Origin of the sequence: Kitasatospora sp. NPDC048365 (assembly GCF_043200835.1) — a bacterium.
GTDB classification, from domain to species: Bacteria; Actinomycetota; Actinomycetes; order Streptomycetales; family Streptomycetaceae; genus Kitasatospora; species Kitasatospora terrestris.
In genome coordinates this window covers 205,852-230,746 of sequence record NZ_JBICYJ010000011.1, presented here as the reverse complement: position 1 = coordinate 230,746, position 24,895 = coordinate 205,852, and the positions used below count along the sequence as shown (strand labels likewise).

Genomic DNA, 24,895 nt, shown 5'->3' with positions numbered 1-24,895 from the left:
GGGGGGGGGGGGGGGGGGGGGGGGGGGGGGGGGCGGGGGGGGGGGGGGGGGGGGGCGCGGGGCGCGCGCGCCGGGCGGCGCCCCCCCCCCCCCCCCCCCCCCCCCCCCCCCCCCCCCCCCGACGGGCGATCAGCTGCCGTTGGCCTTCTTGATGTTGTCCATCGCGTGCTTCCACGCGGCGTCGGGCGCGGTGTTGGTGCGCTCGACCTCGCCGAGGGCGTCGGTGAACGCCTTGCCGACCACGCCGTCGTCGGTGCCCAGCACCTGGGCGGGCATGTTGGCCGCGGACTCGCTGAAGATCTCGCCGATCGGCGCGTCGTTGAAGTAGGGGTCCTTCACGGCCTTGATCGAGGCCTGGGCGCCGGTCGAGGACGGGAAGGAGCCCTGCTTGGTGAAGAGGGTGGCCTGCTGCTCCTTGGCGGTGAGCCACTTGATCAGCTCGGCGGCCTCCTTCTGGTGCTTGGAGGTCTTCGGGACGGCCAGGTAGGAGCCGCCCCAGTTGCCGGTCTTGCCGGGGCTGGCGGCGATGTCCCACTTGCCCTTGGCGGCGTCGCCGGCCTGGCCCTTGATGTAGCCGATCATCCAGGCGGGGCAGGAGAGGGTGGCGAACTTGCCGGTGGAGAAGGCCTTGTTCCACTCCGGGGTCCACTGCGGGAGCTTGGCGGAGAGCCCGTCGGCGACCAGCTTGGTGGCGTCCGTCCAGGCGGTCTTCACGCCGGGGTTGGAGTCGTAGACGGCCTTGCCGCTCTCGTCGGCGTAGCGGACCTTCTGCTGGCCGACCTCGGCGGTGAACATGCCGGCCGCGCTGTCGGTCCAGGCGTTGCCGGCCTCGGCCTTGGCCACGTACTGCTTGCCGAGGTCGAGGTAGCCCTGCCAGGTGGACCACTTGGCGGCCAGCTCGGTGCGGTCGGTGGGCAGCCCGGCGGCCTTGAAGAGGTCGGTGCGGTAGCAGATCGCCTCCGGGCCGATGTCGGTGCCGGCGCCGAGCACCTTGCCGTCGGCGGTCTTCACCGCGGCGCCCTTCCAGGCGACCAGGTCCTCGTTGGTGATGCCGAGGGTCTTGAGGTCGACGAACTTGTCCGCCTGCTTCTGCAGGACGCCGGCCACCCGGCCGACCTCCAGGCCCTGGATGTCGGCGAGGCCGCCGCCGCCCGCGAGCTTGGTCTGCAGCGCCTGCCAGTACTGGCCCTCGTCCTGGGTGTCGGTCTGCTTGATGGTGACGTTGGGGTGGAGCTTCATGTACTCGTCGTAGAGGCCGGACTCCTTGAACCCGAAGGTGCCGAAGAGGTCCACCGTGATGGTCACCTTGCCGTCGGCGGCGTCCTTGGAACCGGCGGAGCCGGAGCTGCCGCAGGCGGTGAGCAGCAGGGCGGCGGCGAGAGCGCCGGACCCGAGGGCGGCGGTGGAGCGGTGGGCTCTGAACGGGCGCATGGGGGTGCCTCCTGGCAGGGCGGGTTGGAGCTGCGAGTGCTTGAGAGCGCTCTCAGCGATGTCAGGAGAGTGCCGTCCGCGGTCCGAGTGCGTCAAGTAGCCGAAACCTGAACGTAATCTTGGGACTTGCCCGACCTGGGCTTTCGAGGATTGAACGCGACCGGGCCGGTTTCAGGCGTTGACACCCCTCCGGCACTCCCTCTACGGTCCGAGCGCTGAGAGCGCTTTCACCCCACCGCCGTCCCCCACCCGAGGTGGATACTCCATGAAGCACCGAGCTCTACGCAGTCCGGCCGCCGCGGTCACCGCGCTGGCCCTCGCCGCGGCCGCCGCCCTGACCGCGACCGTCGGCGCCGGCAGCGCGTCCGCCGCGACCGTCCCGGTCGGCCTCGGCGGCTACACCGACAGCCGTCCCGCCGGCACCGTCGGCCCGACCAACTCCGACGGCGCGCCCGTGACCCCCAAGGTCACCGCGCGGATGGCCGGCCAGGCCGCACCCACCAACGACTGGTGGTCCTCGCTGATCTACCAGCGCTACGCGGGCAACCCGTACTCGGAGAACCTGTACGCCCACCCGTTCACCTTCAAGGCGCAGGCCGCGGGCCTGGAGGTCGGCTACCCGACCACGCCGACCATCACCGGTGACGGGCGCCAGTACGACTACACCCACACCCGCGACCTGACGCTGGGCGTCGCCGGGCTGAACTCCCCGGACACCAAGGTCGACGGCTGGTCCGACTGGACCGTCACCCCGTACTGGTCCGACGGCGCGCACACCTTCAGCGCCACCGTCGGCCACGGCCTGCCGTACGTCTACGCGCACGCCACCGGCGGCGCCGCCCAGGTCACCGCGGCCGGCACCCCGACCGTCTTCGCCAACCAGGGCAACGTCCTCGGCATCACCGTCGGCGGCCACAACTACGGCCTGTTCGCCCCCACCGGCACCAGCTGGACGGTCAACGGCACGACGATCTCCGCGGCCCTCGGCGCCAAGGACTACTACTCGGTCGCCGTCCTGCCCTCGCAGGGCGACCTGGCCACCTACAGGACCTACGCGTACAGCTTCGTCACCGACACCAAGGTCTCCTGGAACTACCAGGCCGCCGCCGGCGCGCTGAGCACCACGTACACCGCCACCACCGTGGCCCAGGAGGGCACCCAGACCGGCACCCTGCTGGCGCTCTACCCGCACCAGTGGACGGCGACGAGCGACGCGCTGACCGGCCTGACCTACACCTCGCCGCGCGGCCAGATGAAGGTCCGCCAGGGCAACGGCTTCACCACCAGCCAGAGCGTCAACGGCGTGCTGCCCTCGCTGCCCGACCTCGGCGGCTACGACCGCACCGCGCTGGACGCCCAGATCCACCAGGTCGCCGACGCCTCCGACCCGTTCAACGCCGCCAGTGACACCTACTGGACCGGCAAGGCGCTCGGCCGGCTCGCCCAGCTCGTCCCGGTCGCCGACCAGCTCGGCGACACCGCGGTCCGCGACAAGATGCTCGGCCAGATCAAGGCCAAGCTGCAGACCTGGTTCAAGGGCACCGGCTCACCGGTCTTCGCGTACGACAACACCTGGAAGACGCTGACCGGCTACCCGGCCTCCTACGGCACCGACGCCGAGCTCAACGACCACCACTTCCACTACGGCTACTACATCCAGGCCGCCGCCACCGTCGCCCGCTACGACTCCGCGTGGGCCGCCGACTCCGCCTGGGGCGGCATGGTCAAGCTGCTCGCCAAGGACGGCGCCAACGCCGACCGCACCGACAGCCGCTTCCCGCTGCTGCGCAACTTCGACCCGTACGCGGGCCACGGCTGGGCCTCCGGCCACGCCGGCTTCGCCGCCGGCAACAACGAGGAGTCCTCCTCCGAGTCGCTCAACTTCAGCTCCGCGCTGGTCCTCTACGGCTCCGCCACCGGCGACACCGCCCTGCGCGACCTGGGCATCTACCTGTACACCACCGAGGCCAACGCGGTGCAGCAGTACTGGTTCGACGCCGACCACCGGGCCTTCCCGGCCAACTTCCAGCACGGCACCGTCGGCATGGTCTGGGGCAGCGGCGCCGCCTACTCCACCTGGTGGACCGCCAGCCCGGGCATGATCCACGGCATCAACTTCCTGCCCGTCACCTCCGGCTCGCTCTACCTCGCGCGCCGCAAGGACGACCTCGCCGCCAACCTCGCCGAGCTCAAGGCCAACAACGGCGGTGCCTTCACCGACTGGCGCGACCTGCTCTGGGAGGCCGAGGCGCTCACCGACCCGGCCGCGGCCAAGGCCGACTGGGACGCCGGCAACGCCGGCTACACCCCGGAGGAGGGCGAGTCCAAGGCACACACCAACCACTGGATCAACAACCTCGCGGCGCTCGGCGCCCCCGACACCACCGTCACCGCGGACAGCCCGACCGCGGCCGTCTTCAGCAAGTCCGGCACCCGCACCCACGTGGCGCACAACTACACCACCGCGGCGCGCACCGTCCGCTTCTCCGACGGCTACACGCTGACCGTCCCGGCCCGCTCCACCGCCAGCGAGCGCGGCTCCTTCCCCGACGGCGGCACCGGCGGCGTCAGCCCCTCGCCGACCCCGTCCCCGTCCGCCTCGGCCTCCACCTCCCCGTCCCCGTCGCCCTCCCCGTCGACCAGCACCCCGCCGCAGTCCACCGGCAACACCTTCTACCTGCAGAGCGGCGGCGCCCTGACCACCGCGTACGGCACCGGCGCCGGCGTCGACACCGTCCCGTCGGCCGGCGGCACCAACCACGACGGCGCGCCGTACCAGGCCAAGGTCTACGAGATCCGCAACGTCACCGGCACCCTGCGGGCCGGCGGCAGCACCGACTTCGACCTGTACCTCGACGCGGGCGCCTCGGTCGGCCTGGGCCAGCAGGCCCGGATCTCCTACGACCTGAGCGGCGACGGCACCTTCGACCGGGTCGAGACCTACCGCTACTTCGCCACCGACCCGGTCACCGGCTGGGAGAAGTACACCGGGGCCGCGGCCGGCCTGCAGTCCGCCACCGGCGCCCTCGGCAACCTGAGCAACGGCACCGTCCGGATCGAGGTCTGGTCCGCGATCGGCAACGCCGCCGCGCAGCTGCGGGTCGGCGCCACCCAGGCGCAGGCCAGTGCCTCCGTGGTGCGCATCCCGTTCAACTGACCCGCGCACGCACCGCTCCCCGGCGGGGGAGCGGTGCGTTCCGGAATTCGCGCGCATCGACTCCCGGCGGCGGGCTATGGTCCCGCGCCGGGAGGAACCAATGACTCACGACGACGGAATGTTCTGCGGGATCGACGTGCCCGTACTGCTGGCCGAGGCCGGAGTGCCCGGCTGCTCGGTCGCGGTCCTGGACGGCGGCCGGATCGTCCGGCAGCGGGCCTTCGGCGTCCGCTCGACCACGAGCGGGGAGCCGGTCACCGGGCGGACGATGTTCCAGGCCTGCTCGATCAGCAAGCCGGTCTCGATGCTCGTCGCACTGCAACTGGTGCGACGCGGCGTGCTCGACCTGGACGCCGATGTCGACGGGCGGCTGAACGGCTGGCGGATCCCGCTCAATGTCGACTGGCGAGCTGTCGTGACACTGCGTCAGCTGGCCAGTCACACCGCGGGACTCAGCGCGCCGGGCTACCCCGGCTACCCGCTCGGGGCGGAACTCCCGTCCACCGCACATGTCCTGGCCGGCACCGAGCCCGCGAACGGCCCCGGCGTACGGGTGGACGGTACGCCCGGCCTGCGGTACCGGTACTCGGGTGGCGGCACCACGGTGGTCCAACTGCTGATGGAGACCGCCACCGGCACCCCGGCCGCGCAGCTCCTCGACGAACTGGCGCTCTCGCCGCTCGGCATGGCCGACAGCACCTTCGCCGTGCCGCTGCCCGCGCAGCACGCGCCGTACGCGGCGCACGGCCACCGGGCGGGAGGCCGCCCGGTGCCCGGCGGTTGGCGCAACCACCCCGAACTGTGCGCGGCCGGACTCTGGTCCACCCCGGCCGACCTGCTCCGCTTCGCCCAGGGCGTCCAGGCCGCCTGGCAGGGGAAGCCCGGAGCCCTGCTGCCGGTCGAGGACATCGGCCGCATGCTCACCCCGCACTCCGAGCTGCCCGACGGGGTCGGTGCGAGCGGCGGCTTCCAGTGGATGGGCCTCGGACCCTACCTGCGGACCGCCGGCGGCGGGACCGCCTGGTTCGGCCACCCGGGTTCGAACGACGGCTTCCGCTGCCAGCTGATGGCGAGTACGGCCACCGGCCAGGGCGCCGCCGTGATGACCAACAGCACCTCGGGCGCGGCGGTCATCAGCCGGCTCCTCCCGGCGATCGCCCGCGCATTCGGCTGGTCGGACGTCGAGTTCGGCGAGCCCTACGACCCGCCGGGGCCTGCTCTCCTGGGGGAGCACGCAGGCACCTACACCGCCGCCTCCGGCCTGCGCGTCGAACTCGCCGACACCCCCGACGGCCCCACCGCGGCCATCGGCGGCCAGCCCGCGCTCCACCTGCTCGCCAACGGGCCGGGCGAGTTCGAGGCCGACGAGCTCGACCTGGTGCTCCGGCTCGTCGACCGTGATGTGCTCACCCTGGAAGAGGGCGGCGTCCGCATCGACTGTGCCCGGCCGGCCCGGTGACTCACCAGCGCTCGTACACCGAGAGCGGGTGGCCGTCCTTGCTCCACCGGACCGCGACCACCAGCCCCCGGTAGGTGAGCAGGTCGTCCAGGGAGCCCTCGTAGTCGCCCACCTCGTCGCGGAAGCTCCTGTCGTCGTCCTCGTCGCCGCTGCGGGCGTCGAGGACGTACAGCTCGTCCTCGTACTTGGTGGAGACGGTGATCGCCGTCACCCACTTCCCCTCGGCGTGCACGGCGGCGATGTCCTCCCAGGTGCCCGTGAGGTCGGCCCGCCACAGCTCGCCGCCGCCGGCCAGGTCGAAGGCGACCACCCGCTGCCAGTTGCCCTGGCGGCCCTTGTACTCGGCGACCGCGAACAGCCGGCCGTCGGCGACCGCGATCTGCGCCGGACGGCTCTCCGGGATCCGGCCGTAGTCGCCGACCAGGTCGATCCGGGCCCGGGGCCGGCCGGTCGGCCCGAAGGCGAGGAAGCCGTTCAGGCCGCTCCGGCCCGTCTCCGCGACCTGCAGTACCGGCGGGTCCGCCGCCAGGAAGTGCACCTGTGCGGCGCCGGACACGCCCCGGCGCGCCTCCAGCGGCCCGTCCCATCGCGGCTTCCCGTCCGCCGGGTCGAACGCGGCCAGGTGCTGCTCCGAGCCCGCGCAGACCAGGACGGCCAGCACCTGCGTGGGCGCGGCCGCCACGTCGGTCGCCGAACAGCCGGACGGCAGAGCGGCCGACCAGCGCGGGGCGCCGGTGCGCAGGTCGAAGGCCCGGACCCCGCCGCGGTCGGCCGCTTCGCCGGCGGACCCGGGGGCGCCGCCGAGGACGACGCCGAGCCCGCCGCCGGTGGCGGCCAGGTCCGAGCCGCGCTGCAGGTCGCTGCTCGAAGCGGCCCGGGCCGTGTGCCACAGCTCCCGGCCGTCGGCCAGGTCGATCGCGGCGACCGTCGCGCATCCCGGGCCCGTCGACCGCGACCCGCTCCCCAGCTCGCCGTGGACGACCAGCGCGACGCCGCCGTCCGCGGCCGTGCTCACCGCGCAGACGTCCGACCGGCCGGGTGGCACGTACTGCCAGCGCTGCGTGCCGTGCCGTACGTCGTAGCCCGTGACGGCGTCGAACCGGCTGCGCACCAGGGTGTCCCCGGCCAGCCAGGCGCCGTTGCCGTGCTCGGCGGCGGGCCGTTCGGCCTTCGCCTCCCACGCGGTGGTCATCGAGAACCACGGAATCCAGCCGCTGCCGGACGCGAAGAGCAGCACCACCCCGCCGAGCAGCACCGCCACGACGCCGAGCAGCACCGCCCCGGCCAACAGCTGCCGGACCCACCCGCGCCGTTCCCCGGCTCTGTCCGCCTGCGCCGCCATCCGTCCCCCTCCGTGCAGCAGTTCGAAGCTCCACAGCGTAGGTGATCGTCCCTCACCCGGGCCTTCGGACCTCGCGGCCGGGCGTCACCAGCGCTCGTACACCGAGAACGGCCGCACGCCCTCGCCCCAGCGCACACCGATCACCAGGCCCTGGTGGACGAACAGGTCGGCGAAGTCGTTCGGATGGCCGCCCAGGTCGTCGCGGAACCAACGGTCGTCCTGCTCCTCCCCGGTGCGGGCGTCGAGCACGTAGAGCTCGTCCCGGTACTTCCAGTTGGTGGCCACGGCGGTCACCCGGCCGCCCCCTGCGTGCAGCCCGGTGATGTCCTCCCGCGAGCCCGCGACGTCCGCCCGCCACACCTCGCCGCCGGTCGCCAGGTCGAAGCCGACGACCCGGGACCAGTCGCTCGCGCGGCTCTTGTACTCGGCCACGGCGAAGAGCCGGCCGTCGGCGACCGCGACCTCGGCCGGGCGGTCCTTCGGGATCCGGCCGTAGCCGCCGGTCAGGTCGATCCGGCCCTGCGGGCGGCCCTCCGGCGAGAAGGAGAGGAAGGCCCGCAGACCGCGCTCCTCCGGCTCCACCACCTTCAGCACCACCGGGTCGGCCGACAGGAAGGACACCTCGGCGGAACCGGTCACCCCGCGGCGGGCCTCCACCGGCACGAGCCACCGCTGCCTGCCGTCCACCGGGTCGAACGCGGCCAGCCTCAACTCGGAACGCTCGCAGGCCAGGACGGCCAGCACCTGCCGGGCCGCGACGGCGACCCGGCGGGGGGAGCACCCCGGCGGCAGCGCGGCCTGCCAGCGCGCGGCGCCGGTCCGCAGGTCGAAGGCCCGCACATCGCCCGCGGTGCGCGCCGTTCCCGGCGCTGACGCCCTGCCTGCCGGGGACGCCGGGTCGTCCGGTCGCCGGTCGCCGACGCCGAGGACCACGCCGAGTCCCGCTCCGGTGGCGACCAGGTCCGCCCCCGAGGCCAGGTCGTCGTACGCGGCCGCGCGGGTGGTGTGCCACAGCTCGCGGCCGGTGCCCAGGTCGATCGCCGCGGCGGTGGTGCACGCCTCGCCCTTGCCCTCCGCGGTGCCCACCTCGCCGAGGACGAGCAGCGCGACCCCGCCGTCCGCGGCCGTGCTCACCGCGCAGACATCGGCCCGCCCCGGCGGGACGTACTCCCACCGCTGGGTGCCCTTGCGCACGTCGAACCCGGTGACCGCGTCGAACCGGCTGCGCACCAGGGTGTCCCCGGCCAGCCAGGCGCCGTTGCCGTGCTCGGCGGCGGGCCGGTCGTTCCGCGCCTCCCAGACGGTGGTCACCGAGAAGCCGGGGAGGTACCCGGTGTTGGCCGTGATCGCCGCGACGAGGCCCCCGGCGACGACCAGGGCGATGCCGCTCGGGACCAGCCACCTGACCCGCCCGCGCCACCGTCCGGGCGCGGCACCCCCGGTACCGGTTTCGGTGCCGTCCCCGGTGCCGGTCCCGGTTCCGTCCGCGTCCGTCCGCTCTGCCATGCGAGCCCCCGCCCATGATCGTTCGAAGGGCTCAGCGTAGGCCAGGTGCCGATCGCCCGGCCGGGCGCCCGCGGAAACCCGTGTGCGGAGGCCGCGGCGGGTCTGCGAGCATGCCCGGATGCTTCCCGAGCTCGAAACCATGGTCGTCCGGCACACCCTCCGCCTCCCCGCTCCCGCCGGCCCGGGCGGCGAAGGAGGCGCCGCCGCACGGCAGTTGGACGCCGCGCTGCTGTCGGTGGGCTTCCAGCTGTCCGCCGAGGCACTCCGGTACCTGTCCGGGCTGTCGCGGCGGACCGCGCTCGACACCGCCGAGCGGACGCTGGCCGCCGTCCGGGAGCTGGTGGGCGACCACGTGCGGCACAACGTCTACTTCGTCGACTTCCCGGCCAACGTGCCGGACACCGTGGAGTTCTGGACGAGCTGCCTGGCGAAGGCGCTCGCCCGCCCGGCCTCCCGCGAGGGCACACCGGTGAGCCTGCCGGCGGGCGTGCTCAACCTGCTCGCCCTGCCCGGCTACGGCACCTACCAGCACGCGTACGAGGAGGTGCTCGCCCGGCACGCCGAACTGGTCGAGGCGGGTGGCGACCGGATCACCGTGCTGCACCTGGGTGGCGGGCTCGACGACGAGGTCTCCGCGCTCTACCTGGCGCTGGCGGGCAGCACCACCCCGCTCGGCGAGGAGCACCTGCGCGACCTGGGCGTGCTCGCCGGCCACTGCGTCGACGGCCCGCAGCCCGCGGCGATCCCAGTCCGGGAGATCCGGGCGCAGATCAACCGGGCCCGGCTGGCGGCCGGCGCGGACCTCCTGCTGGACACCGTCACCGACGTGCTGCGGCTGGCCTGCGCGCTCGGCGACGGCGACGTGACGCTGGCGCAGCCGACCCGGTTCGGCCGGTTCTCCCGGCCGGTCCGGCGGGCGCTGCTGGCCGGCCTGGACGCGGTGGTCGCCGCCGCGCCCGCGAAGCTCACCGACGTCCACGCGCACCGCGAGGCGTTCAAGCGGCTCGGCGAGCGCCTCCACCCGCACGAGTACCCGCGCTGGCCGCACGCGGCGCAGGTCTTCGCGGTCGCCCGCGGCGAGCTGCCGGCCCGCACCCTGGAGAGCCGCGTCGAGGAGCTGCTCGGCGCCGGAGAGACCGCCGAGGCGGCGCGGCAGCTGACGGCCGCACCCGGCAAGCTGTTCCGCGCCCTGGACCGGCTGCTGCGCGAGTGCGCCGACGAGGCCGAGCGGGACGCCGTGCTGGCCGCCGCCGCGCAGGTCGCCGAGAAGGTCTCCGGCCGCGTCCTGCTGTCCGTCCGCGAGCACTTCGGCAACCGCGCCCGGGAGGCGGGCCGGCGCCGGGTCTTCGTCAACCGGCTCGGGCGGGCCCACGTCACCGACGACACCCGTTCCGCCGTGGCCGGCACCGCGTCCGGACGCGTGCTCGACCTGCTGGACACCGAGCTGCGCCGCCGGCTCCCGGACCTCGGGCACCTGCTGGTCGACCCGGCCGTGCTGGACGTCGCGCTGCCGCTCAGCGGCCGGGCGGCCGCCGCGGGCTTCGGCGTGCTGCCGCGCGGTTCGCTCTCGGCCGTCGAGGGGGGCGAGCTGCTGCGCTTCTTCGTGTACTGGAAGGAGGCCGCCCGCACCACTGACTTCGACCTGTCGGCGCTGCTGCTGGACGCCGGCTACGGCACGGTCTGCTGGCTGTCGTTCACCGCGCTCACTGAGGTCGAGGGCGAGCACTCCGGCGACGTCACCGCGGCGCCGGACGGCGCCTCGGAGTTCATCAACCTGCGGCTGGGCGCGGTGCGCGGCGACTTCATCGTGCCGCAGGTCAACATCTACTCGGGCGAGGGCTTCGACGAGGTCGAGGAGTCCTTCTTCGGCTTCATGCTGCGCGACGCCGAGCAGGCGGGCCGGCCCTTCGAGCCGCGCACCGTGCGGCTGAAGTCGGACCTGCGCGGGCCGGGCCGGGTCGCGCTGCCGCTGGTGTTCCTGCGGGACGGCGCGGGCCGCTGGCAGGCGAAGTGGCTGCACCTGTACCTGAAGGGCAGCCCGCACGCCAACCAGGTCGAGGGCAACAAGGCCTCGGTGGCCACCCTGGTCCGTGGCGTCGTCGAACGCGAGTACCTCACCGTCCGGTACCTGACCGAGCTGCTGGCCGCCGACGTGACCTCCTGGGACGGCGGCGCGCTCCCGGCCGGCCCGGTGACCTTCATCGGCCTGGAGCGCCCGGACGGCCTCCACCCGGACTCCCGGGTGGTCACCCCGGAAAACCTGCGCGACCTGATCCCGGCCTGACTGCTAGCGTTGGCCCCGGCGAGGCCATGAACGGGCTTCCTTCTACCTTCCTCCAACGAATCAGCCCGTTCGCTCTCCTTGCCGCCGACTCCCGAAGCCGGGGTGCCTCACGGCGCCCCGGCTTCGTCGCTCTCACGCGGAGGAGCGGACCACCAGCTGGGTGGGGGTGATGACGGAGGTGGGGCTGGCCAGGCGGGGGTCGGCGGGGGCCGGGTCGGCGAGCCGGCGGAGCAGCAGCCGGGCCATCAGGCGGCCCATCTCCTCGATGTCCTGCCGGACGGTGGTGAGCGGCGGGTCGGTCCAGGCAGCGATCGACTGGACGTCGTCGAAGCCGACCACGGCGACGTCCTCGGGGACGCGCCGCCCGGCCTCGCGGAGGACCTTGAGCGCGCCGGAGGCCATCGCGTCGGAGGCGGCGAACACCGCGTCGAGGTCGGGGCAGCGGGCGAGCAGCTCGGCCATCGCGCGGCCCCCGCCGTCGGCGGTGAAGTCGCCCTCGGCGATCAGGTCGGGGTCGCCGTCGGGCAGCAGGTCGCGGTAGCCGTCCAGGCGGTCCAGCGAGGAGGTCTGGTCGAGCGGGCCGGTGATGGTGGCGACCCGGCGGCGGCCGAGCGACTTGAGGTGCTGGACGGCGAGCCGGGCGCCGCCGCGGTTGTCGCTGTCGACGTAGACCAGCTCGCGGTCGGACTCGGCGCCCGGCCAGCCGGGGCGGCCGCCGACGACGAAGGGGAGCCCGACCCGGCGGGCGGTGGCCGGCATCGGGTCGGAGTGGTGGAGCGAGAAGAGCAGGACGCCGTCCACGTGGCCGCCGGCGAGGTAGCGGCCGACCCGTTCGTAGTCGCGCTCGTCCTCGATCAGCAGCAGCACCATCTGGTTGTCGGCGGCGGACAGCTCGCGGCTGATGCCGCGCAGGTGCTGGGCGAAGAACGGGTCGGAGAAGATCCGGCTCTCCGGCTCGGCGACCACGACCGCGACGGCGCGGTTGCGGCGGGTGACCAGGGTGCGGGCGGCGAGGTTGGGGGTGTACCCCAGCTCGTCCACGGCCCGCTGGACCTTCTCCCGCAGGGCCTCGCGGACGCCCGCGCCGCCGTTGACCACGCGCGAGGCGGTGGCCCGGGAGACGCCGGCCCGTTCGGCGACGGACTCCAGCGTCGGGCGTGTGCTGTGATCGGGCACCGGGTCTCCTCTCCTCGGATTCGCTCGGATCGCGCGGACCGGTCGGATCGCGCGGATTCGCGGGGGCAGCTCGTACAGAGCTTATCCGGTGCGGCCGGTGTCCTGAGAGCGCTCCCAAGAATATTCCCGGCGGAGCTTCGCGGGCCCGGGAGGGCCATGTCCGATTCCCGCCAGTCGGGGCCCGTGTGATGGCGCAGACTGGAGGACGTGATCGACGACGAGACCAGGTACCGCGCGGTGCACAGCCGGGACGCCCGCTTCGACGGGGTGTTCTTCACGGCTGTCCGCACCACCGGGATCTACTGCCGGCCGAGCTGCCCCGCGGTGACCCCGAAGCGGGTCAACTGCACCTTCTACCCGACGGCCGCCGCCGCCCAGGGCGCCGGCTTCCGCGCCTGCCGCCGCTGCCGACCGGACTCGGTGCCCGGTTCCCCGGAGTGGAACCACCGCGCCGACCTGGTCGGCCGCGCGATGCGGCTGATCGGCGACGGCATCGTGGACCGCGAGGGCGTCGCGGGCCTGGCCGACCGGCTCGGCTACAGCTCCCGGCAGCTGCAGCGCCAGCTGACCGCCGAGCTCGGCGCCGGACCGCTGGCGCTGGCCCGCGCGCAGCGCGCCCAGACCGCCCGGCTGCTCCTGCAGACCACCGAACTCCCGGTCACCGAGGTGGCGTTCGCGGCCGGCTTCGCCTCCGTACGGCAGTTCAACGACACCGTCCGGGAGGTGTACGACCGCACCCCGAGCGGCCTGCGCGGCGAACGCGTTCCGCGGGCCGCCGCCCCCGCCACGGCCGGCACGCTGAGCCTGCGCCTCGCCCACCGGGGCGCGCTGGACAGCGAGCACCTGATCGACTTCCTCGCGCTGCGCGCCGTGCCGGGTGTCGAGGAGGTCGTCCCCGGCAACCGGCCCGGCGTCCGGACCTACCGGCGCACCCTGGCACTCCCGTACGGCCACGGCGTCGCCGAGGTGGACGGCCTCGGCCCCGGCGACGAGCCGCAGCGCGGCTGGCTGGACTGCCGGCTCACCCTCGCCGACCTGCGCGACCTCACCACGGCCGTGCACCGGCTGCGGGCCCTGTTCGACCTGGACGCCGACCCGGACGCGGTCGACGCCCGGCTCGGCGCCCACCCGGCGCTCGCCGCCCAGGTCGCGGCGCGGCCCGGGCTGCGCTCGCCCGGCCACGTCGACCCGCACGAGCTCGCCGTCCGCGCGGTGCTCGGCCAGCAGATCACCGTGACCGCCGCCCGTACCCTGGCCGGCCGGCTCGCCGCGAAGTACGGCGCCGAGCTGCCCGCGCCCAGTGGCGGGCTGCGGCTGCTCTTCCCCACCTCCGCCGCCCTGGCCGCCGCCGACCCGGAGGACCTGGCGATGCCGCAGGCCCGCCGCCGGGCGCTGCTCGGCCTGTGCGCGGCGCTCGCCGAGGGCGCCGTCCGGCTGGACGGCGGGGTGGACCGCGAGGCGGCCGCCGCCGACCTGCTCGCCCTGCCCGGCATCGGGCCCTGGACGGTCGGCTACCTGCGGATGCGCGCGCTCGGCGACCCCGACGTCTTCCTCCCCTCCGACATCGGCGTCCGGGACGGCCTGCGCCGGCTCGGGCTGCCCGGCGACGCCAAGTCGGCGGCCGAGACCGCGAACGGCTGGGCGCCCTGGCGCTCGTACGCCGTGCACCGGCTGTGGACCGCCGCCGGCGCCCCCGCCACCACTTCCGCCCCTGTTCCCGAGGAGACGGCATGACCACCGTGTTCACCCACCTGGAGAGCCCGCTGGGCCTCCTGCTGCTCAGCGGCGTCGACGCGGAGGACGGCTTCGCGCTGACCGCCGTCACCGCGCCCCGGCAGAAAGGCGCGCTCACCGAGCCCGCCGACGGCTGGACCCACGACCCGCAGCCGCTCGCCCCGGCGGTCGAGCAGCTCACCGCGTACTTCGCGGGCGAGCTCACCGAGTTCGACCTGCGGCTGGCGCCGGTCGGCACCGACTTCCGGCAGCGGATCTGGTCGGCGCTCGACGACATCCCGTACGGGAAGACCGTCACCTACGGAGAGCTCGGCGCGGCCGCCGGGCAGTCGCCGCGGGCCGTGCGCGCGGTCGGCGGCGCGGTCGGGGCCAACCCGCTGCTGATCGTCCGCCCCTGCCACCGGGTGATGGGCGCCAACGGCGCGCTCACCGGTTTCGCGGCGGGCGTGGACGCCAAGCGCTGGCTGCTCGCCCACGAGAGCGGCACCACGCTGTTCTGACCCTCATCCGGGGGTGGGGGTCCAGCGGACCGGCAGGTGCTTGAGGCCGTTCTGGAAGTTGGACACCAGGCGGACCGGGGCCGCGTCCGGGTCCGGCTCCAGGCCGGGCAGTCCGGCGAGGGTGTGGCGGAGCAGCGCCCGCATCTGCAGCCGGGCCAGCTGGGCGCCGACGCAGAAGTGCGGGCCGTGGCCGAAGCTGACGTGGTCGTTCGGCGTCCGGGTGATGTCGAAGCGGTCCGGGTCGGCGAAGACCGCCGCGTCCCGGTTGGCGGAGGCGTGCTGCACCACCACCTTGTCGCCGCGCCGGATCCGCTGCCCGCCCAGCTCCACGTCCCGGGTGGCGGTGCGGCGGAAGTGCACCACCGGCGGCCAGAAGCGGAGCATCTCCTCGACCGCCGAGGGCAGCAGCTCGGGTCGCTCCAGCAGCAGCCGGTACTGGTCGGGGTGGGCGAGCAGGGTGTGCAGGCCGCCCGGCAGGCCGTTGCGGACCGTCTCGTTCCCGGCGACCGCGAAGAGGAAGAACATCGTCTCGAACTCGGCGGCGTCCAGGCCGCCCTCGCGCATCCGGGCCAGCAGGCTGCCCGGCTGGGGGCGGGCGGCGAGCGCGTGGGCGTAGCCGAACATGTCGGCGAGCGCGGCGCGCGAGCGCGGGTTGACCGGGCGGCCGTCGGCGGTGGTCCGGGCGGTGGGGCGCAGCGCGAGGGCGGCCCGCCCCTGCTCGGTGAGACGGTCCGGGTCGGCGGTGCGGGCGTCGGCGTAGTCGGCGTCCTGGTAGCCGATCACCCGGTTCGCCCAGTCCAGCAGGAGTACCCGGTCCTGCTCCGGGACGCCCATGACCGCGGCCAGGGTGCGGACCGGCAGGTCGGCGGCGAGCGGGACGAAGTCCGCCCGGCCCGCGTCGCGGACCCGCCGGACGGCGTCGGCCGCCTGCCCGTCGACGGTGTCGGCCAGCTCGGCGAGGGCGCGCGGGGTGAAGGCGGCGGCGACGATCCGGCGCAGCCGGGAGTGGTCCGGCGGGTCCTGGTTGAGCATCATCGTCCGGGCGAAGTCCAGGTCGGCCGCCGAGTCGGGGTCGCGGATCTGGGTGGCGCCCAGGTGCGAGGAGTACGTGCCGGGGTCGCGCAGCACCGCCTTCACGTCGGCGTGCCGCAGCACCGCCCAGTAGCCGGGCCCGGCGGGCCACGGGCCGACCGCAGGCTCCTCCACCCAGCAGACCGGGGCCTGCGCGCGCAGCTCGCCGAACAGCCCGTACGGCACGCCGTCGGCGTAGGTCGACGGGAGGAAGATCCGGTTGACGCGCGCCTGGTCGAGGGTCACCCACCGACCGTACGGCCCCGCCGGCCCGCCGCACCAGGCATCCGCCCCGCCCGGTCGGCCGCTGCCCGCGGTGGGCCGACCGGCCGCTGCCCGCAGGGCCTAGGCGGGGGAGGAGAGGGCGCGGGCGAGCTGTTCGAGGGCGGGGAGGGCGTGGGCGACCGCGTCGCGGTCGGTGGGGCTGAGGCTCTCCAGGGCGTCGGCGAGGCGGCGCTCGTGGGCGCGCTGCCAGTCGTGGAGCTGCTGGCGGCCGGCGGCGGTGAGGGCGATCCGGGCGGTGCGGCGGTCTCCGGGGTCGGGCTGGCGGTCGACGAAGCCGGCGTCGAGGAGCTTGCCGATCAGGCCGCTGACGGTGTTGGGTGCGAGGCGTTGGCGGGCGGCGAGCTCGCCGACCCGCAGGGGCTCGGCGGCGAGCGTCTGGAGCAGTTCGACCTGGGCCATCGGCAGCGACTCCCAGGGGTAGTCGGTGCGGATGCTGCTGCGCAGGGCCCGCCGCAGGCGGGTGATGACGTCGGTGAGCTGCTGGGCTCGGGCGACGGCGGTGGCTCCCGGCTCGTCGGGTGCGGGCGGGGTCGGTGCGGCGTGGGACTGCGGCGGCATGGCGGACAGCGTATCGGTCGGCTCGGACGCAGCGGCGCTGACCAGGGAGTTGCGGGTTTCCCGGTCTGTTGCCGAATTGTTCCTTGGGCGATTATCTCGGGAGCAGATATATTGCTGAGCCGTGACCGCCACCACCGAACCGCCGCCCCGCTCCCGCACCGACGTCCTGCTGGACAGCCGGCTGCTCGCGGAGCGCCCCCGCCCCCGCGCGGTGGCGCGCTGGCGCCACGCGCACTGGCTCGCCGTCGGCACGGTCTGTCTGGGCGCCTTCCTCGGCCAGCTGACGGCCAGCGTCACCTCGCTGGTCTTCCCGGCGCTGCAGGAGCGCTTCGCGACCAACTTCGCGGCCGTCGAGTGGGTCTCGCTGGCCTACCTGCTGGTGCTGGTCGCGCTGCTGGCCCCGGTCGGCCGGCTCTCCGACCTGGTCGGCCGCAAGACCATGTACCTGGGCGGCTTCGCGGTCTTCGCGCTCGCCTCGCTCGGCGCCGGACTGTCGAACAGCCTGGCGCTGCTGGTGGCGTGGCGGGCGGTGCAGGCGGTCGGCGGCGCGATGATGCAGGCCAACAGCGTGGCCCTGGTGGCGCGCGGCGTGCCCGAGCACGCGATGCGCACCGCGCTCGGCATCCAGGCGGCGGCCCAGGCGCTCGGCCTGGCGCTGGGCCCGACGCTGGGCGGCCTGCTGGTGGCGCACGCGTCCTGGCGCTGGGCGTTCTGGATCAACGTGCCGATCGGCGCGCTCGGCCTGCTGGCCGGCTGGTACCTGCTGCCGCGCACCTACCCGGACGGCCGCCCGCCCCGGCCCCCCGCGGACGGCGAGTCCCGCTTCGACCTGCCCGGACTGCTGCTGCTCGCCGGCACCTCGACCGCGCTGCTGCTGGCCCTGTCGGCCGCCTCCGGCCTGCCGCTGCCGTGGTGGGCCGTGCTGGTCCTGCTGGCGGCGGCGGGCGTCCTCGGGGTGCTGCTGGCCCGGCAGGAGCAGCGCGCCGACCGGCCGATCGTCCCGCCCGGCCTGGTCAACACCCCGGGCATCCGGGCGGGCCTGGTGATCGCCCTGATCGGCTACCTGCTGCTGTTCTGCCCGCTGGTGCTGGGCCCGGTGATGCTGGCCGGCGCCGGGGTGGACCCCGCCGCCGCGGGCCTGGTCATCACCGCCCTGCCCGCCGCGTTCGCGGTCGCCGCCACGGTCGGCGGCGGCCTGCTGCCGAACGGCTGCGCCGACGCCACCCGCTGCCGCTGGGGCGCCCTCGCCGCGGCCGGCGGACTGCTCGCCCTCGCCGTCCTGCCCACCGGCCGGCTGACCACTGCGCTGCCGCTGCTCGCCCTCGGCTACGGCCTCGGCCTGCTGCTGCCCGCCAACAACGCGCTGGTGATGCGCGCCATCCCGGCCGAGAGCTCGGCGGTCGGCGGCGGCCTGGTGAACATGGTCCGCAGCCTCGGTACGGCGCTCGGCACCGCCCTGCCGGTGCTCGCCGTCCACCTGGCGGGCCCGTCCGGCGGCGGCCGGGGCGTCCTGCTGCTGCTGGCCGCCACCGCCGCCGTGGCGGCGGTCCTGACGGCGGTCGGCCGGACCGCCCGCCCCTGCTGAGGTCCGGCGGGCCGGGGGGCGTCGCGGGTCGGGCACGGGAACGCCGCGGGGCGCCGCCGGACCGGGCAGGTCCGACAGCGCCCCAGAGGTGTCACGGAGGGCTCAGGAGAGCGGCTTGGCGCCCCGCTCGGCGAGCATGCCGGTGATCAGGTCGATCTCCGACTTCTGCCCGTTCACCATGGTCTGCGCCAGGCGCTTCTCCACGTCGTTGCGACTGGCGTCGACGTACGCCTGCGCCATCTCCACGCCGCCCTTGTGGTGCTCGACCATCAGCTGCAGGTAGAACACCTCGGCCTCGCGGTCGCTCAGCCCGCGCAGCTTCGCCAGGTCGGTGTTGGTCGCCATGCCGGGCATCAGCGAGCCGTCGTGGGCCTCGTACGTGTGGCCCATCCACGCCATCGGCTTGGCCGGGGAGGCCTGGGTCAGCCCCCACTGGTCGAGCCAGCCCATCAGCATGCCGCGCTGGTTGGCCTGGGTGTTGATGATGTCGAACGCCAGGGTGCGGACCGCCGCGTCCTGGGTGCGGTCGCGCACGATGAACGACATGTCGATGGCCTGCTGGTGGTGCGCGGCCATGTCGCGGGCGAACCCGGCCTCCGCCGAGTCGGTCGCCGGGGCGGCCGCCGCCGGGGCGGTGCCGGAGGCGCTGCCGCCGCCGGCGACCAGCGCGGGCACGCCGAGCGCCAGCGCCACCGCGGCGGCCAGCGCGGCCGGCCACCACAGCGCCCGCCGCCGGCGGGCCGGGGCCTCGGCGGTCGGGTCGGCGGCGGTCGGGTCCGGCTCGCCGGTCACTGGCTGACGCTGCACGACGCGCCCGGCTCCTGGGTCTGCGGACCCTGGACGTACTTGGTGAAGAACTGCTCGACCCGCGGGTCGGACGCCTTGTCGACGATCAGCTGGGTGCCCCACGCGCTCAGCGTGATGGTGCCCTCCTCGTCGTTGTACGGGCTCATGAAGGAGTACGGGGTGACCTTGACCTTGTCCGACAGGGTCTTGACGTCGTCCGGGGTCGCCTTGGCGTTGTAGGTGACCCAGACCGCGCCGTGCTCCAGCGAGTGGACGGCGTTCTCGTTCTTCACCGGCTGGTCGTAGACGTTGCCCATGCAGTTGAGCCAGACCGGGTTGTGGTCGCCGCCGACCGGCGGGGTCTGCGGGTACGTGACCGGGGTGGTGACGTGGTTGCGGCCCAGCTTGTCGAAGGTCTTCACCCCGTCGATCGGGACGTTCGCCGCGTCCTTCTTCGCCTGGGCGGCGGCCTTCGCGGCGGCGTCCTTCTGGTCCTGGTCGTGCTTGGCGCTCAGGGTGATCCAGGCGACACCGGCGATCATCGCGGCGACCACGACGGACGAGATGCCGATGGTGATGGCCTTGTTGCGCTTCTCGCGGCGCTCCTCGGCGGCGCGCAGCTCGGCGATCCGCGCGCGGCGCTCGGCCTGCGTGGCCTTGCCGGACGCCTTGTTGTTCGACTGCTTCGAGGCGGAACCCATGGGAGTCATTCCTTGTCCCCGCCGCGCGACGTGCACGGCGGTGTGAGGGGGGTGGCTGGCAGCGGAGCCGCCGGCGCGCCCGGGACGGGGGCCGGCGGTGGGTTCCGCTCAGGACCGGTGGACCTGCAGGACGTGGAGGTCCGGCGCGTGGTCCGGGCCGGACGGCGGGGCCGGCGGCGGGCCGCAGGACAGCCCGGCCGGAGCGACCAGCCGGGGCAGCGTCACGGCGGCCGGCTGGGGCGGGGCGTTCGGAAGCTGCGCCTCCGGGCCGCAGAACGCGTGGCTGGAGCACCCGCTGCCCGGCAGCGGGTGCTCGCCGTCGGCGGCGCACCACACCAGCGGGTTGCCGTCCGCGTCCACCACCGCGACCGCGGCGTGGTGCGACGCGTGCTGCGCCGGACCGGCCGGACGGTCGGCCCGGGCGGAGCTCGCCGGGTGGTGCGCGGACAGCGCGCGGGCGTTGCCGGCGCACGGCAGCAGCGCGAGCAGGCCGACCAGCAGCAGGGACCACAGCACCACGGCCGGGCGGCGGTCCGCGACGGCGGACCTTCCCGGGGCGGGTGCGAGGGAGCCTGGCGCGGTCATGCGCACATATTAATCAGCCGAACGGGTGAAGCGGTGCCCCCCTGGGGACTTCATTTTCCGGCCGGACCCGGGTCGTTCGAGGGCAGGAAGAGCCTGTTCGGGGCGGTTTCGGACGCCACCGGCACCCGTCCCGCCGACGTGGCCGGAACCGCCACCCGGGGGGTCTCGCGATGTGCCCGAATCCCGGACACCGCCCTCGTCGTTGGGGAGAATGACGTCGAGCCAGGGAAACCCCGAACCCGCTCGGTGGACGGCACGCACGGCACACGGACGGCACACAGGGACGAGGAGCGGCCAGTTGAGCGACCACGGCGGCGCACCCCCACACCATCACCGGCCCGAGGACAGCTGGTGGCACGCGGTCTACGCGGGCCCCGCCGACACCCTCCCCGACACCCCGGACACCGCGACAGACACCGCCACCGTCGACGACTGGTTCGACTCCGCCGCCGGCCTGATCGGCCCCCCGCGCACCGAGACCCCACCCGCGAAGCCCGCCCGGACCGACCCCCGCTTCGCCCTCACCCAGCCCGCACCGGCGCCCGCACCGCCGCCGCCCGCCCCCGCACCGGCCCCCGCGCCCGCCCCGCTCCCGCCACCGGCGGTACCCGCACAGGGCGCGCCGCCTGCAGCCGCACCGGCGGCGCCCGCACACCCGCACCGGTCACCGACGCCGCCCCCGGCCGAGCCCGACGCGCACCCCGGCCCGGGAGCCGAGCCGTGGCCCGCCGTGACCGGGCCCACCGTGACCGGGCCCGCCGGGCCCGCGCCCGCTGCGCCTGGTGTCGCGGAGCCGCCCGCTCCGGCGGAGCCGGTGTGCACCGAGCGGGAACCCGCCGTACCGGTGGACGGGTCGCTGCCCGTCGATCCCGTCGCTCCGGTGGCGGAGCCGGTGCCGGCCGGGGCTCTGGCTGCCGGGCGGCGGGCGCGGGTGGAGGGGGCGTTGCCGCACGTGGGGGAGCGGCCGCCGACGTACGCGCCGGAGCCGACCGCGCTGCCCGCCGCCGATCCCGACGTCCTCGCGGCGGTCGTGCCCGACACCGTGGTGGACGGCGCGCAGTACGGCGGTACGGTGCTGCGCGCGGCGTCCGTCCGGGGCGATTCGGCGCGGTTCCGGGGTGAGCCGCGGCGCGATGCGCTGTTGACGGTCCGGTTCGGCAGCGGGGAGGACGGCCTGCTGCTGTGCGTGCTGGCGTCGCCCGCCAGGGAGGCGGACGCGCAGTGGGGTGCGGGCGCCGCCGCGGAGGCGGCCCGCCAGCTCGCGGGGGCGGTCGGCCGTTCCCGCGCCGAGCTCGCCGCGGACCTGCGGACGGGTGCCCGTGACCGGCTGCGGTACGGCCTGCAGCGGCTGGCGGTCCAGGCGGCGCTTCCGCTGCGCCGCGGGGATGCGCTGGACGACCGGCCGGAGGAGCAGCCGGACGTGCCCGGTGGCGAGCACGGTTCGCTGCACTGCGTCCTGGTCTCGCTGGACCCGGCGGCCTCGCACCGGGCCGCGTTCGGCACCGGCCCGGGCGGCCTGTACCTGCTGCGTTCCGGCCACTGGATCGACGCGTACGGGGCGCGCCTGCTGCACCACCCGGACGGCGAGCCGGTGCTGGCGGCGCAGGCGGTGCCGGGGCCGAGGCCGTTCCGCTTCCGGCTGGTGCCGGCGACCCCGGGCGACATCCTGCTGCTCTGCACGCCGGGGCTGGCGGTGCCGATCGCGGACGAGCCGGCGGTCGCGCACTTCCTGTCCAGTCACTGGGCGCATCCGCACCCGCCGGGCACGGTGGACTTCCTCCGCCAGGTCCAGGTGCGGGCCAAGGGCTACGCGGACGACCGGACCGCGGTCGCGCTCTGGACGGAGTGACCGCGGCCTTGCAGGCCGGTGCGGCGGTCAGCCGCCGAGCAGGGCGGCGGTGAGGGCGGAGACCTGGGCGGTGGCGCGTTCGCGGTCGGCGCCGGGCAGGCCGATGGCGATCGGGACGGCGAAGCCGTCCAGCGCGGCCCGCAGCTGTACGGCCCGGTCCTGGGCGGAGCGGGCGCCGTCGTCGGCGGCGGTGAAGACCCCGGCGGCGACGCCGGCGGTGATCAGTGCGACCAGGTCGGCCTGCCAGGGCGCCTCGATGTCCAGCTGTCCCTGCCGGATCTCGGCGCTGGCGGGGGAGCGTCCCCACACCTCCAGCCAGAGGATCCAGCGCGGGTCGCCGGGCCCCTCGGGCAGGTACAGGTCGATGTAGGCGGCGAGCCGCTCGCGGACGTCGCTGTCGGCGCGGGCGAGGGCGGCGCGGCGGCGTTCGCCGAGCTGCTCCTCGCTCCAGCGCAGGGTCTCCAGCAGCAGCTGGTCCTTGCTGCCGAAGTAGTAGAGCAGGTGGCCGGCGCTCATCTGGAGCTGTTTGCCGAGGCCGGCCATGGTCAGCTTGGCGAGCCCGTGCTCCGCGATCGCCGCTCGGGCCGCCGCGAAGACCTCTTCGCGCGGCCGGGCCGGACGTCGCGCCCGCACCTCGCCCATCTGCACTTCCTCCCGGATTCTCCGGGGTGTTCCCGGCTGCTCGGCCCGACCTCCCCACGATACGGCGCCCGCTCCGCGCGTCGTCGGCGCGGGCCGCCGGATCACCAGCCGCCGTGCTCCTGGCCGGACGCCTCCTCCTCGCGTCCGGCCTTCCGTCCCGCCTCGTACACCTTGCGGACGAAGTCGGCGGCCCGCTGCTGGTCGAGGTCGTCGGTGAGCCGCATCAGTTCGTCGGTGAACTCGATCAGCCAGTGTGTGGTCATGACCCCATGACACCCCGTCCGCCGTCGGCCTGCACGCCGTCAGCCCCGCCGGGGTTCCCAGCGGAGCAGGCGGCGGGCGAGGACCGCGACGGCGGCGAGCCAGGCGGCGATCATCAGCAGGGAGGGGCCGGCGGAGGTCCAGCCGTGCAGCAGGTCGAGGTGGGGGAGCGGTCCGCCCTCCCAGCTCTCCGTGCCGAAGTCGCGGCCGAACCAGGCCGTCCGCAGGCTCTCCACGACCGGGGCCAGCGGCAGCGCGTGGGCCGGGCCGCGCAGCCACTCGGGCAGCGAGGCGACCGGGCTGAACACGCCCGCGCCGAACATGCACAGCACCAGCACCGGGGTGGCCACCAGCGGGGCGACCTCGCTGCTCGGCGTGACCCCGGACAGGGCGATCGCCAGCACGGCGAACAGCAGGTAGCCGCCGACCAGGGTGAGCAGCAGCAGGACCGGGTCGGCGGGCAGCGGCGCGCCGAACCAGCCGACCGCCACCCCGCCGAGCACCAGCGCCTGCAGCAGGACCACCACGCCGCCCGCGCCCAGCTGACCGGCGAAGATCGCGGTCGGCGGGACCTCGGTGCCGCGCAGCCGCTTGAGGACCAGGTCCTCGCGGCGGGCGACCACGCCGTTCAGCAGGTTGATGAACGAGGTGACCAGCGCCAGCCCGAGCAGGCCGACCGCGACGTACCCGGCGGCGTTGACCCCGCCGATCTGCCGGCCGCGCAGCGGGGCGGCGATCACCAGGTTGAGCAGCACGGGCAGCAGGAAGCCGATGAAGGTGGAGCGCCGGTTGCGCCAGAACACCTTCCAGGAGAGGCCGAACTGCCCCTTGGCGTACGAGATCCAGGTCATCGCGGCAGCCCTGCCTTCGGACGGGAGTAGTCGGTGCGGTCGAGGTGCCCGGTCGGGGCGAGGTGCGCGGTGTGCTCGTTGCGGTCGGCGAGGTCGAGGAAGAGGTCCTCCAGGGAGCCGCCCCGGACCTCCAGGCCGTCCAGCTCCACGCCGCGGCCGGCGGCCCAGGTGTGCAGGGCGGCCAGCGCGGGGGCGCTGCGCGGCACGGTGTACACCGCGCGGCCGTCCGCGAGGGCGGGCAACGCGCCGTCCAGGGAGGGGAGTTCGCCGATCGTGCAGCCGCGCGGGACGGGCAGCGCGATCCGGTCGCCGCGGCCGGCGAGGACCTCGCCGACGGTGCCGGTGGCGGCGATCGCGCCCCGGTCCATGATGGCCACCCGGTCGGCCAACTGCTGGGCCTCCTCCAGGTAGTGGGTGGTCAGGACGACCGTGGTGCCGGCCGCCTTGAGCTCCTGGACGAGCCGCCAGGTGGTGCGCCGCGCCTCCGGGTCCATGCCGGTGGTGGGCTCGTCCAGGAAGAGCAGTTCGGGGCGGTTGAGCACGGCGAGCGCCAGGTCGAGCCGGCGGCGCTCGCCGCCCGACAGTTGGCCGATCCGGGTGGACGCCTTGGCCTCCAGGCCGACCAGGCCGAGGACCTCGGCCGTCGCGCGGGCCCCGCTGATGAAGGAGCGCCAGCTGTCGACCGTCTCCTTGACCGTCAACTCCTTGAAGAAGCCGCCCTCCTGGAGCATCACTCCGGTCCGGCGGCGGACCTTCGCGCCGTCCGCGTACGGGTCGAGGCCGAACACCCGCACCGTGCCGGCGGTCGGCGGGTGGTAGCCCTCCAGGACCTCCAGGGTGGTGGTCTTGCCGGCGCCGTTGGTGCCGAGCAGGGCGAAGAGTTCACCGCGCGCGATGGTGAAGGACACCCCGCGCACGGCCTCGTATTCGCCGTAGCTGCGCCGCAGGCCGTCCACTTCGACGACCGGCGGCCGGGAATTCTGTGAGCTGCTTTCAGGTGTCATGGAATACAGCGTGACCGGAGTCCCTGCTTTCATGCAAGAGGTGCTGTTTTCGCAGGTCAGAGCCCATTCAAAATGTCACGGTGAGGGTTGTGACATTTTCTCTGCGGCAATTCTGACATCCCGTACTG

At 74.8% G+C, this 24,895-nt stretch carries 20 protein-coding genes; 7 read left to right on the top strand and 13 right to left on the bottom strand.

The genetic code is table 11. The annotated features are described in order from the left end of the window. Window positions 1-129: 129 nt before the first annotated feature. The gene (locus tag ACGFX4_RS14435; RefSeq protein ID WP_393073175.1) at window positions 130-1,431 is read right to left on the bottom strand and encodes an ABC transporter substrate-binding protein; all 1,302 of its coding nucleotides are present in this window, start codon (window positions 1,429-1,431) and stop codon (window positions 130-132) included. A 265-nt stretch (window positions 1,432-1,696) separates the two neighbouring features. Between ACGFX4_RS14435 and ACGFX4_RS14430 the strand changes: the two genes are divergently transcribed. Beyond that, on the top strand, window positions 1,697-4,588 hold the full coding sequence (locus ACGFX4_RS14430) for a glycosyl hydrolase (RefSeq protein ID WP_393073173.1): 2,892 nt from the start codon (window positions 1,697-1,699) through the stop codon (window positions 4,586-4,588). A gap of 100 nt (window positions 4,589-4,688) precedes the next feature. Beyond that, complete coding sequence (locus ACGFX4_RS14425) at window positions 4,689-6,047, top strand: serine hydrolase domain-containing protein (RefSeq protein ID WP_393073171.1); 1,359 nt, start codon at window positions 4,689-4,691, stop codon at window positions 6,045-6,047. A gap of 1 nt (window position 6,048) precedes the next feature. Here ACGFX4_RS14425 and ACGFX4_RS14420 read toward each other — a convergent pair whose 3' ends face one another. Beyond that, a complete protein-coding gene (locus ACGFX4_RS14420; RefSeq protein ID WP_393073169.1) occupies window positions 6,049-7,389 on the bottom strand; it encodes a PQQ-binding-like beta-propeller repeat protein in 1,341 nt (446 codons plus the stop codon). Window positions 7,390-7,473: 84 nt separating this feature from the next. After that, window positions 7,474-8,895, bottom strand: a complete 1,422-nt coding sequence (locus ACGFX4_RS14415) for a PQQ-binding-like beta-propeller repeat protein (protein WP_393073167.1) — start codon at window positions 8,893-8,895, stop codon at window positions 7,474-7,476. Between the two features lie 118 nt (window positions 8,896-9,013). Between ACGFX4_RS14415 and ACGFX4_RS14410 the strand changes: the two genes are divergently transcribed. Then, window positions 9,014-11,179, top strand: a complete 2,166-nt coding sequence (locus ACGFX4_RS14410; RefSeq protein ID WP_393073165.1) for a hypothetical protein — start codon at window positions 9,014-9,016, stop codon at window positions 11,177-11,179. 132 nt (window positions 11,180-11,311) lie between these two features. On the opposite strand, the gene ACGFX4_RS14405 is transcribed toward ACGFX4_RS14410, so the two are convergent. Next, entirely contained in the window at window positions 11,312-12,355 is a 1,044-nt protein-coding gene (locus ACGFX4_RS14405; RefSeq protein ID WP_345696462.1) for a LacI family DNA-binding transcriptional regulator, read from the bottom strand. A 207-nt stretch (window positions 12,356-12,562) separates the two neighbouring features. Between ACGFX4_RS14405 and ACGFX4_RS14400 the strand changes: the two genes are divergently transcribed. Together ACGFX4_RS14400 and ACGFX4_RS14395 are read left to right on the top strand one after the other, a co-directional pair. Then, window positions 12,563-14,089, top strand: a complete 1,527-nt coding sequence (locus ACGFX4_RS14400; RefSeq protein WP_393073163.1) for an AlkA N-terminal domain-containing protein — start codon at window positions 12,563-12,565, stop codon at window positions 14,087-14,089. Continuing rightward, a complete protein-coding gene (locus tag ACGFX4_RS14395; RefSeq protein WP_393073161.1) occupies window positions 14,086-14,589 on the top strand; it encodes a methylated-DNA--[protein]-cysteine S-methyltransferase in 504 nt (167 codons plus the stop codon). The genes ACGFX4_RS14400 and ACGFX4_RS14395 overlap by 4 nt, the downstream gene beginning before the upstream one ends. Before the next feature lie 3 nt (window positions 14,590-14,592). On the opposite strand, the gene ACGFX4_RS14390 is transcribed toward ACGFX4_RS14395, so the two are convergent. Both ACGFX4_RS14390 and ACGFX4_RS14385 read right to left on the bottom strand, forming a co-directional pair. Beyond that, the gene (locus tag ACGFX4_RS14390) at window positions 14,593-15,906 is read right to left on the bottom strand and encodes a cytochrome P450 (protein WP_393073159.1); all 1,314 of its coding nucleotides are present in this window, start codon (window positions 15,904-15,906) and stop codon (window positions 14,593-14,595) included. A 99-nt stretch (window positions 15,907-16,005) separates the two neighbouring features. Then, window positions 16,006-16,503 carry a MarR family winged helix-turn-helix transcriptional regulator gene (locus ACGFX4_RS14385; protein WP_393073157.1) on the bottom strand — a complete coding sequence of 166 codons (498 nt, stop codon included), beginning with the start codon at window positions 16,501-16,503 and terminating at the stop codon, window positions 16,006-16,008. 121 nt (window positions 16,504-16,624) lie between these two features. Here ACGFX4_RS14385 and ACGFX4_RS14380 point away from each other — a divergent pair, with 121 nt between their 5' ends. After that, entirely contained in the window at window positions 16,625-18,088 is a 1,464-nt protein-coding gene (locus ACGFX4_RS14380) for an MFS transporter (protein ID WP_393073155.1), read from the top strand. A gap of 102 nt (window positions 18,089-18,190) precedes the next feature. Here the strand turns inward: ACGFX4_RS14380 and ACGFX4_RS14375 are convergent, their stop codons facing one another. The 3 genes from ACGFX4_RS14375 to ACGFX4_RS14365 all read right to left on the bottom strand — a co-directional run bounded on the left by ACGFX4_RS14375 (window position 18,191) and on the right by ACGFX4_RS14365 (window position 20,160). Next, window positions 18,191-18,895 (bottom strand): DUF305 domain-containing protein, encoded by a 705-nt coding sequence (locus ACGFX4_RS14375; protein WP_393073153.1) that lies wholly within the window; start codon window positions 18,893-18,895, stop codon window positions 18,191-18,193. Beyond that, the gene (locus tag ACGFX4_RS14370; RefSeq protein ID WP_393073151.1) at window positions 18,877-19,575 is read right to left on the bottom strand and encodes a DUF3105 domain-containing protein; all 699 of its coding nucleotides are present in this window, start codon (window positions 19,573-19,575) and stop codon (window positions 18,877-18,879) included. Before ACGFX4_RS14370 ends, ACGFX4_RS14375 begins: the two co-directional genes overlap by 19 nt. 108 nt (window positions 19,576-19,683) lie before the next feature. After that, window positions 19,684-20,160, bottom strand: coding sequence for a hypothetical protein (locus ACGFX4_RS14365; protein WP_393073149.1), 477 nt, complete (start codon window positions 20,158-20,160; stop codon window positions 19,684-19,686). 298 nt (window positions 20,161-20,458) lie between these two features. On the opposite strand from ACGFX4_RS14365, the gene ACGFX4_RS14360 reads away from it, so the two are divergent. Continuing rightward, window positions 20,459-22,009, top strand: a complete 1,551-nt coding sequence (locus ACGFX4_RS14360; RefSeq protein ID WP_393073147.1) for a hypothetical protein — start codon at window positions 20,459-20,461, stop codon at window positions 22,007-22,009. A 27-nt stretch (window positions 22,010-22,036) separates the two neighbouring features. Here the strand turns inward: ACGFX4_RS14360 and ACGFX4_RS14355 are convergent, their stop codons facing one another. The 4 genes from ACGFX4_RS14355 to ACGFX4_RS14340 form a co-directional block, all read right to left on the bottom strand. Continuing rightward, the gene (locus ACGFX4_RS14355; RefSeq protein WP_393073145.1) at window positions 22,037-22,651 is read right to left on the bottom strand and encodes a TetR family transcriptional regulator C-terminal domain-containing protein; all 615 of its coding nucleotides are present in this window, start codon (window positions 22,649-22,651) and stop codon (window positions 22,037-22,039) included. A gap of 101 nt (window positions 22,652-22,752) precedes the next feature. Further along, window positions 22,753-22,914 carry a hypothetical protein gene (locus tag ACGFX4_RS14350; RefSeq protein WP_393073143.1) on the bottom strand — a complete coding sequence of 54 codons (162 nt, stop codon included), beginning with the start codon at window positions 22,912-22,914 and terminating at the stop codon, window positions 22,753-22,755. Between the two features lie 39 nt (window positions 22,915-22,953). Continuing rightward, the gene (locus tag ACGFX4_RS14345; RefSeq protein ID WP_393073141.1) at window positions 22,954-23,763 is read right to left on the bottom strand and encodes an ABC transporter permease; all 810 of its coding nucleotides are present in this window, start codon (window positions 23,761-23,763) and stop codon (window positions 22,954-22,956) included. After that, window positions 23,760-24,767 (bottom strand): ABC transporter ATP-binding protein, encoded by a 1,008-nt coding sequence (locus ACGFX4_RS14340; protein WP_393073139.1) that lies wholly within the window; start codon window positions 24,765-24,767, stop codon window positions 23,760-23,762. The genes ACGFX4_RS14345 and ACGFX4_RS14340 overlap by 4 nt, the downstream gene beginning before the upstream one ends. Between the last annotated feature and the right edge of the window lie 128 nt (window positions 24,768-24,895).

Excerpts from the sequence above, each read along its gene's own strand:
- ACGFX4_RS14385 (WP_393073157.1), bottom strand. The coding sequence starts at position 16,503 with ATGCCGCCGCAGTCCCACGCCGCACCGACCCCGCCCGCACCCGACGAG.
- ACGFX4_RS14350 (WP_393073143.1), bottom strand. The coding sequence starts at position 22,914 with ATGACCACACACTGGCTGATCGAGTTCACCGACGAACTGATGCGGCTC.
- ACGFX4_RS14355 (WP_393073145.1), bottom strand. The coding sequence starts at position 22,651 with ATGGGCGAGGTGCGGGCGCGACGTCCGGCCCGGCCGCGCGAAGAGGTC.
- ACGFX4_RS14425 (WP_393073171.1), top strand. The coding sequence starts at position 4,689 with ATGACTCACGACGACGGAATGTTCTGCGGGATCGACGTGCCCGTACTG.
- ACGFX4_RS14365 (WP_393073149.1), bottom strand. The coding sequence starts at position 20,160 with ATGACCGCGCCAGGCTCCCTCGCACCCGCCCCGGGAAGGTCCGCCGTC.
- ACGFX4_RS14430 (WP_393073173.1), top strand. The coding sequence starts at position 1,697 with ATGAAGCACCGAGCTCTACGCAGTCCGGCCGCCGCGGTCACCGCGCTG.
- ACGFX4_RS14420 (WP_393073169.1), bottom strand. The coding sequence starts at position 7,389 with ATGGCGGCGCAGGCGGACAGAGCCGGGGAACGGCGCGGGTGGGTCCGG.
- ACGFX4_RS14370 (WP_393073151.1), bottom strand. The coding sequence starts at position 19,575 with ATGGGTTCCGCCTCGAAGCAGTCGAACAACAAGGCGTCCGGCAAGGCC.
- ACGFX4_RS14415 (WP_393073167.1), bottom strand. The coding sequence starts at position 8,895 with ATGGCAGAGCGGACGGACGCGGACGGAACCGGGACCGGCACCGGGGAC.
- ACGFX4_RS14395 (WP_393073161.1), top strand. The coding sequence starts at position 14,086 with ATGACCACCGTGTTCACCCACCTGGAGAGCCCGCTGGGCCTCCTGCTG.
- ACGFX4_RS14435 (WP_393073175.1), bottom strand. The coding sequence starts at position 1,431 with ATGCGCCCGTTCAGAGCCCACCGCTCCACCGCCGCCCTCGGGTCCGGC.
- ACGFX4_RS14345 (WP_393073141.1), bottom strand. The coding sequence starts at position 23,763 with ATGACCTGGATCTCGTACGCCAAGGGGCAGTTCGGCCTCTCCTGGAAG.
- ACGFX4_RS14410 (WP_393073165.1), top strand. The coding sequence starts at position 9,014 with ATGCTTCCCGAGCTCGAAACCATGGTCGTCCGGCACACCCTCCGCCTC.
- ACGFX4_RS14340 (WP_393073139.1), bottom strand. The coding sequence starts at position 24,767 with ATGACACCTGAAAGCAGCTCACAGAATTCCCGGCCGCCGGTCGTCGAA.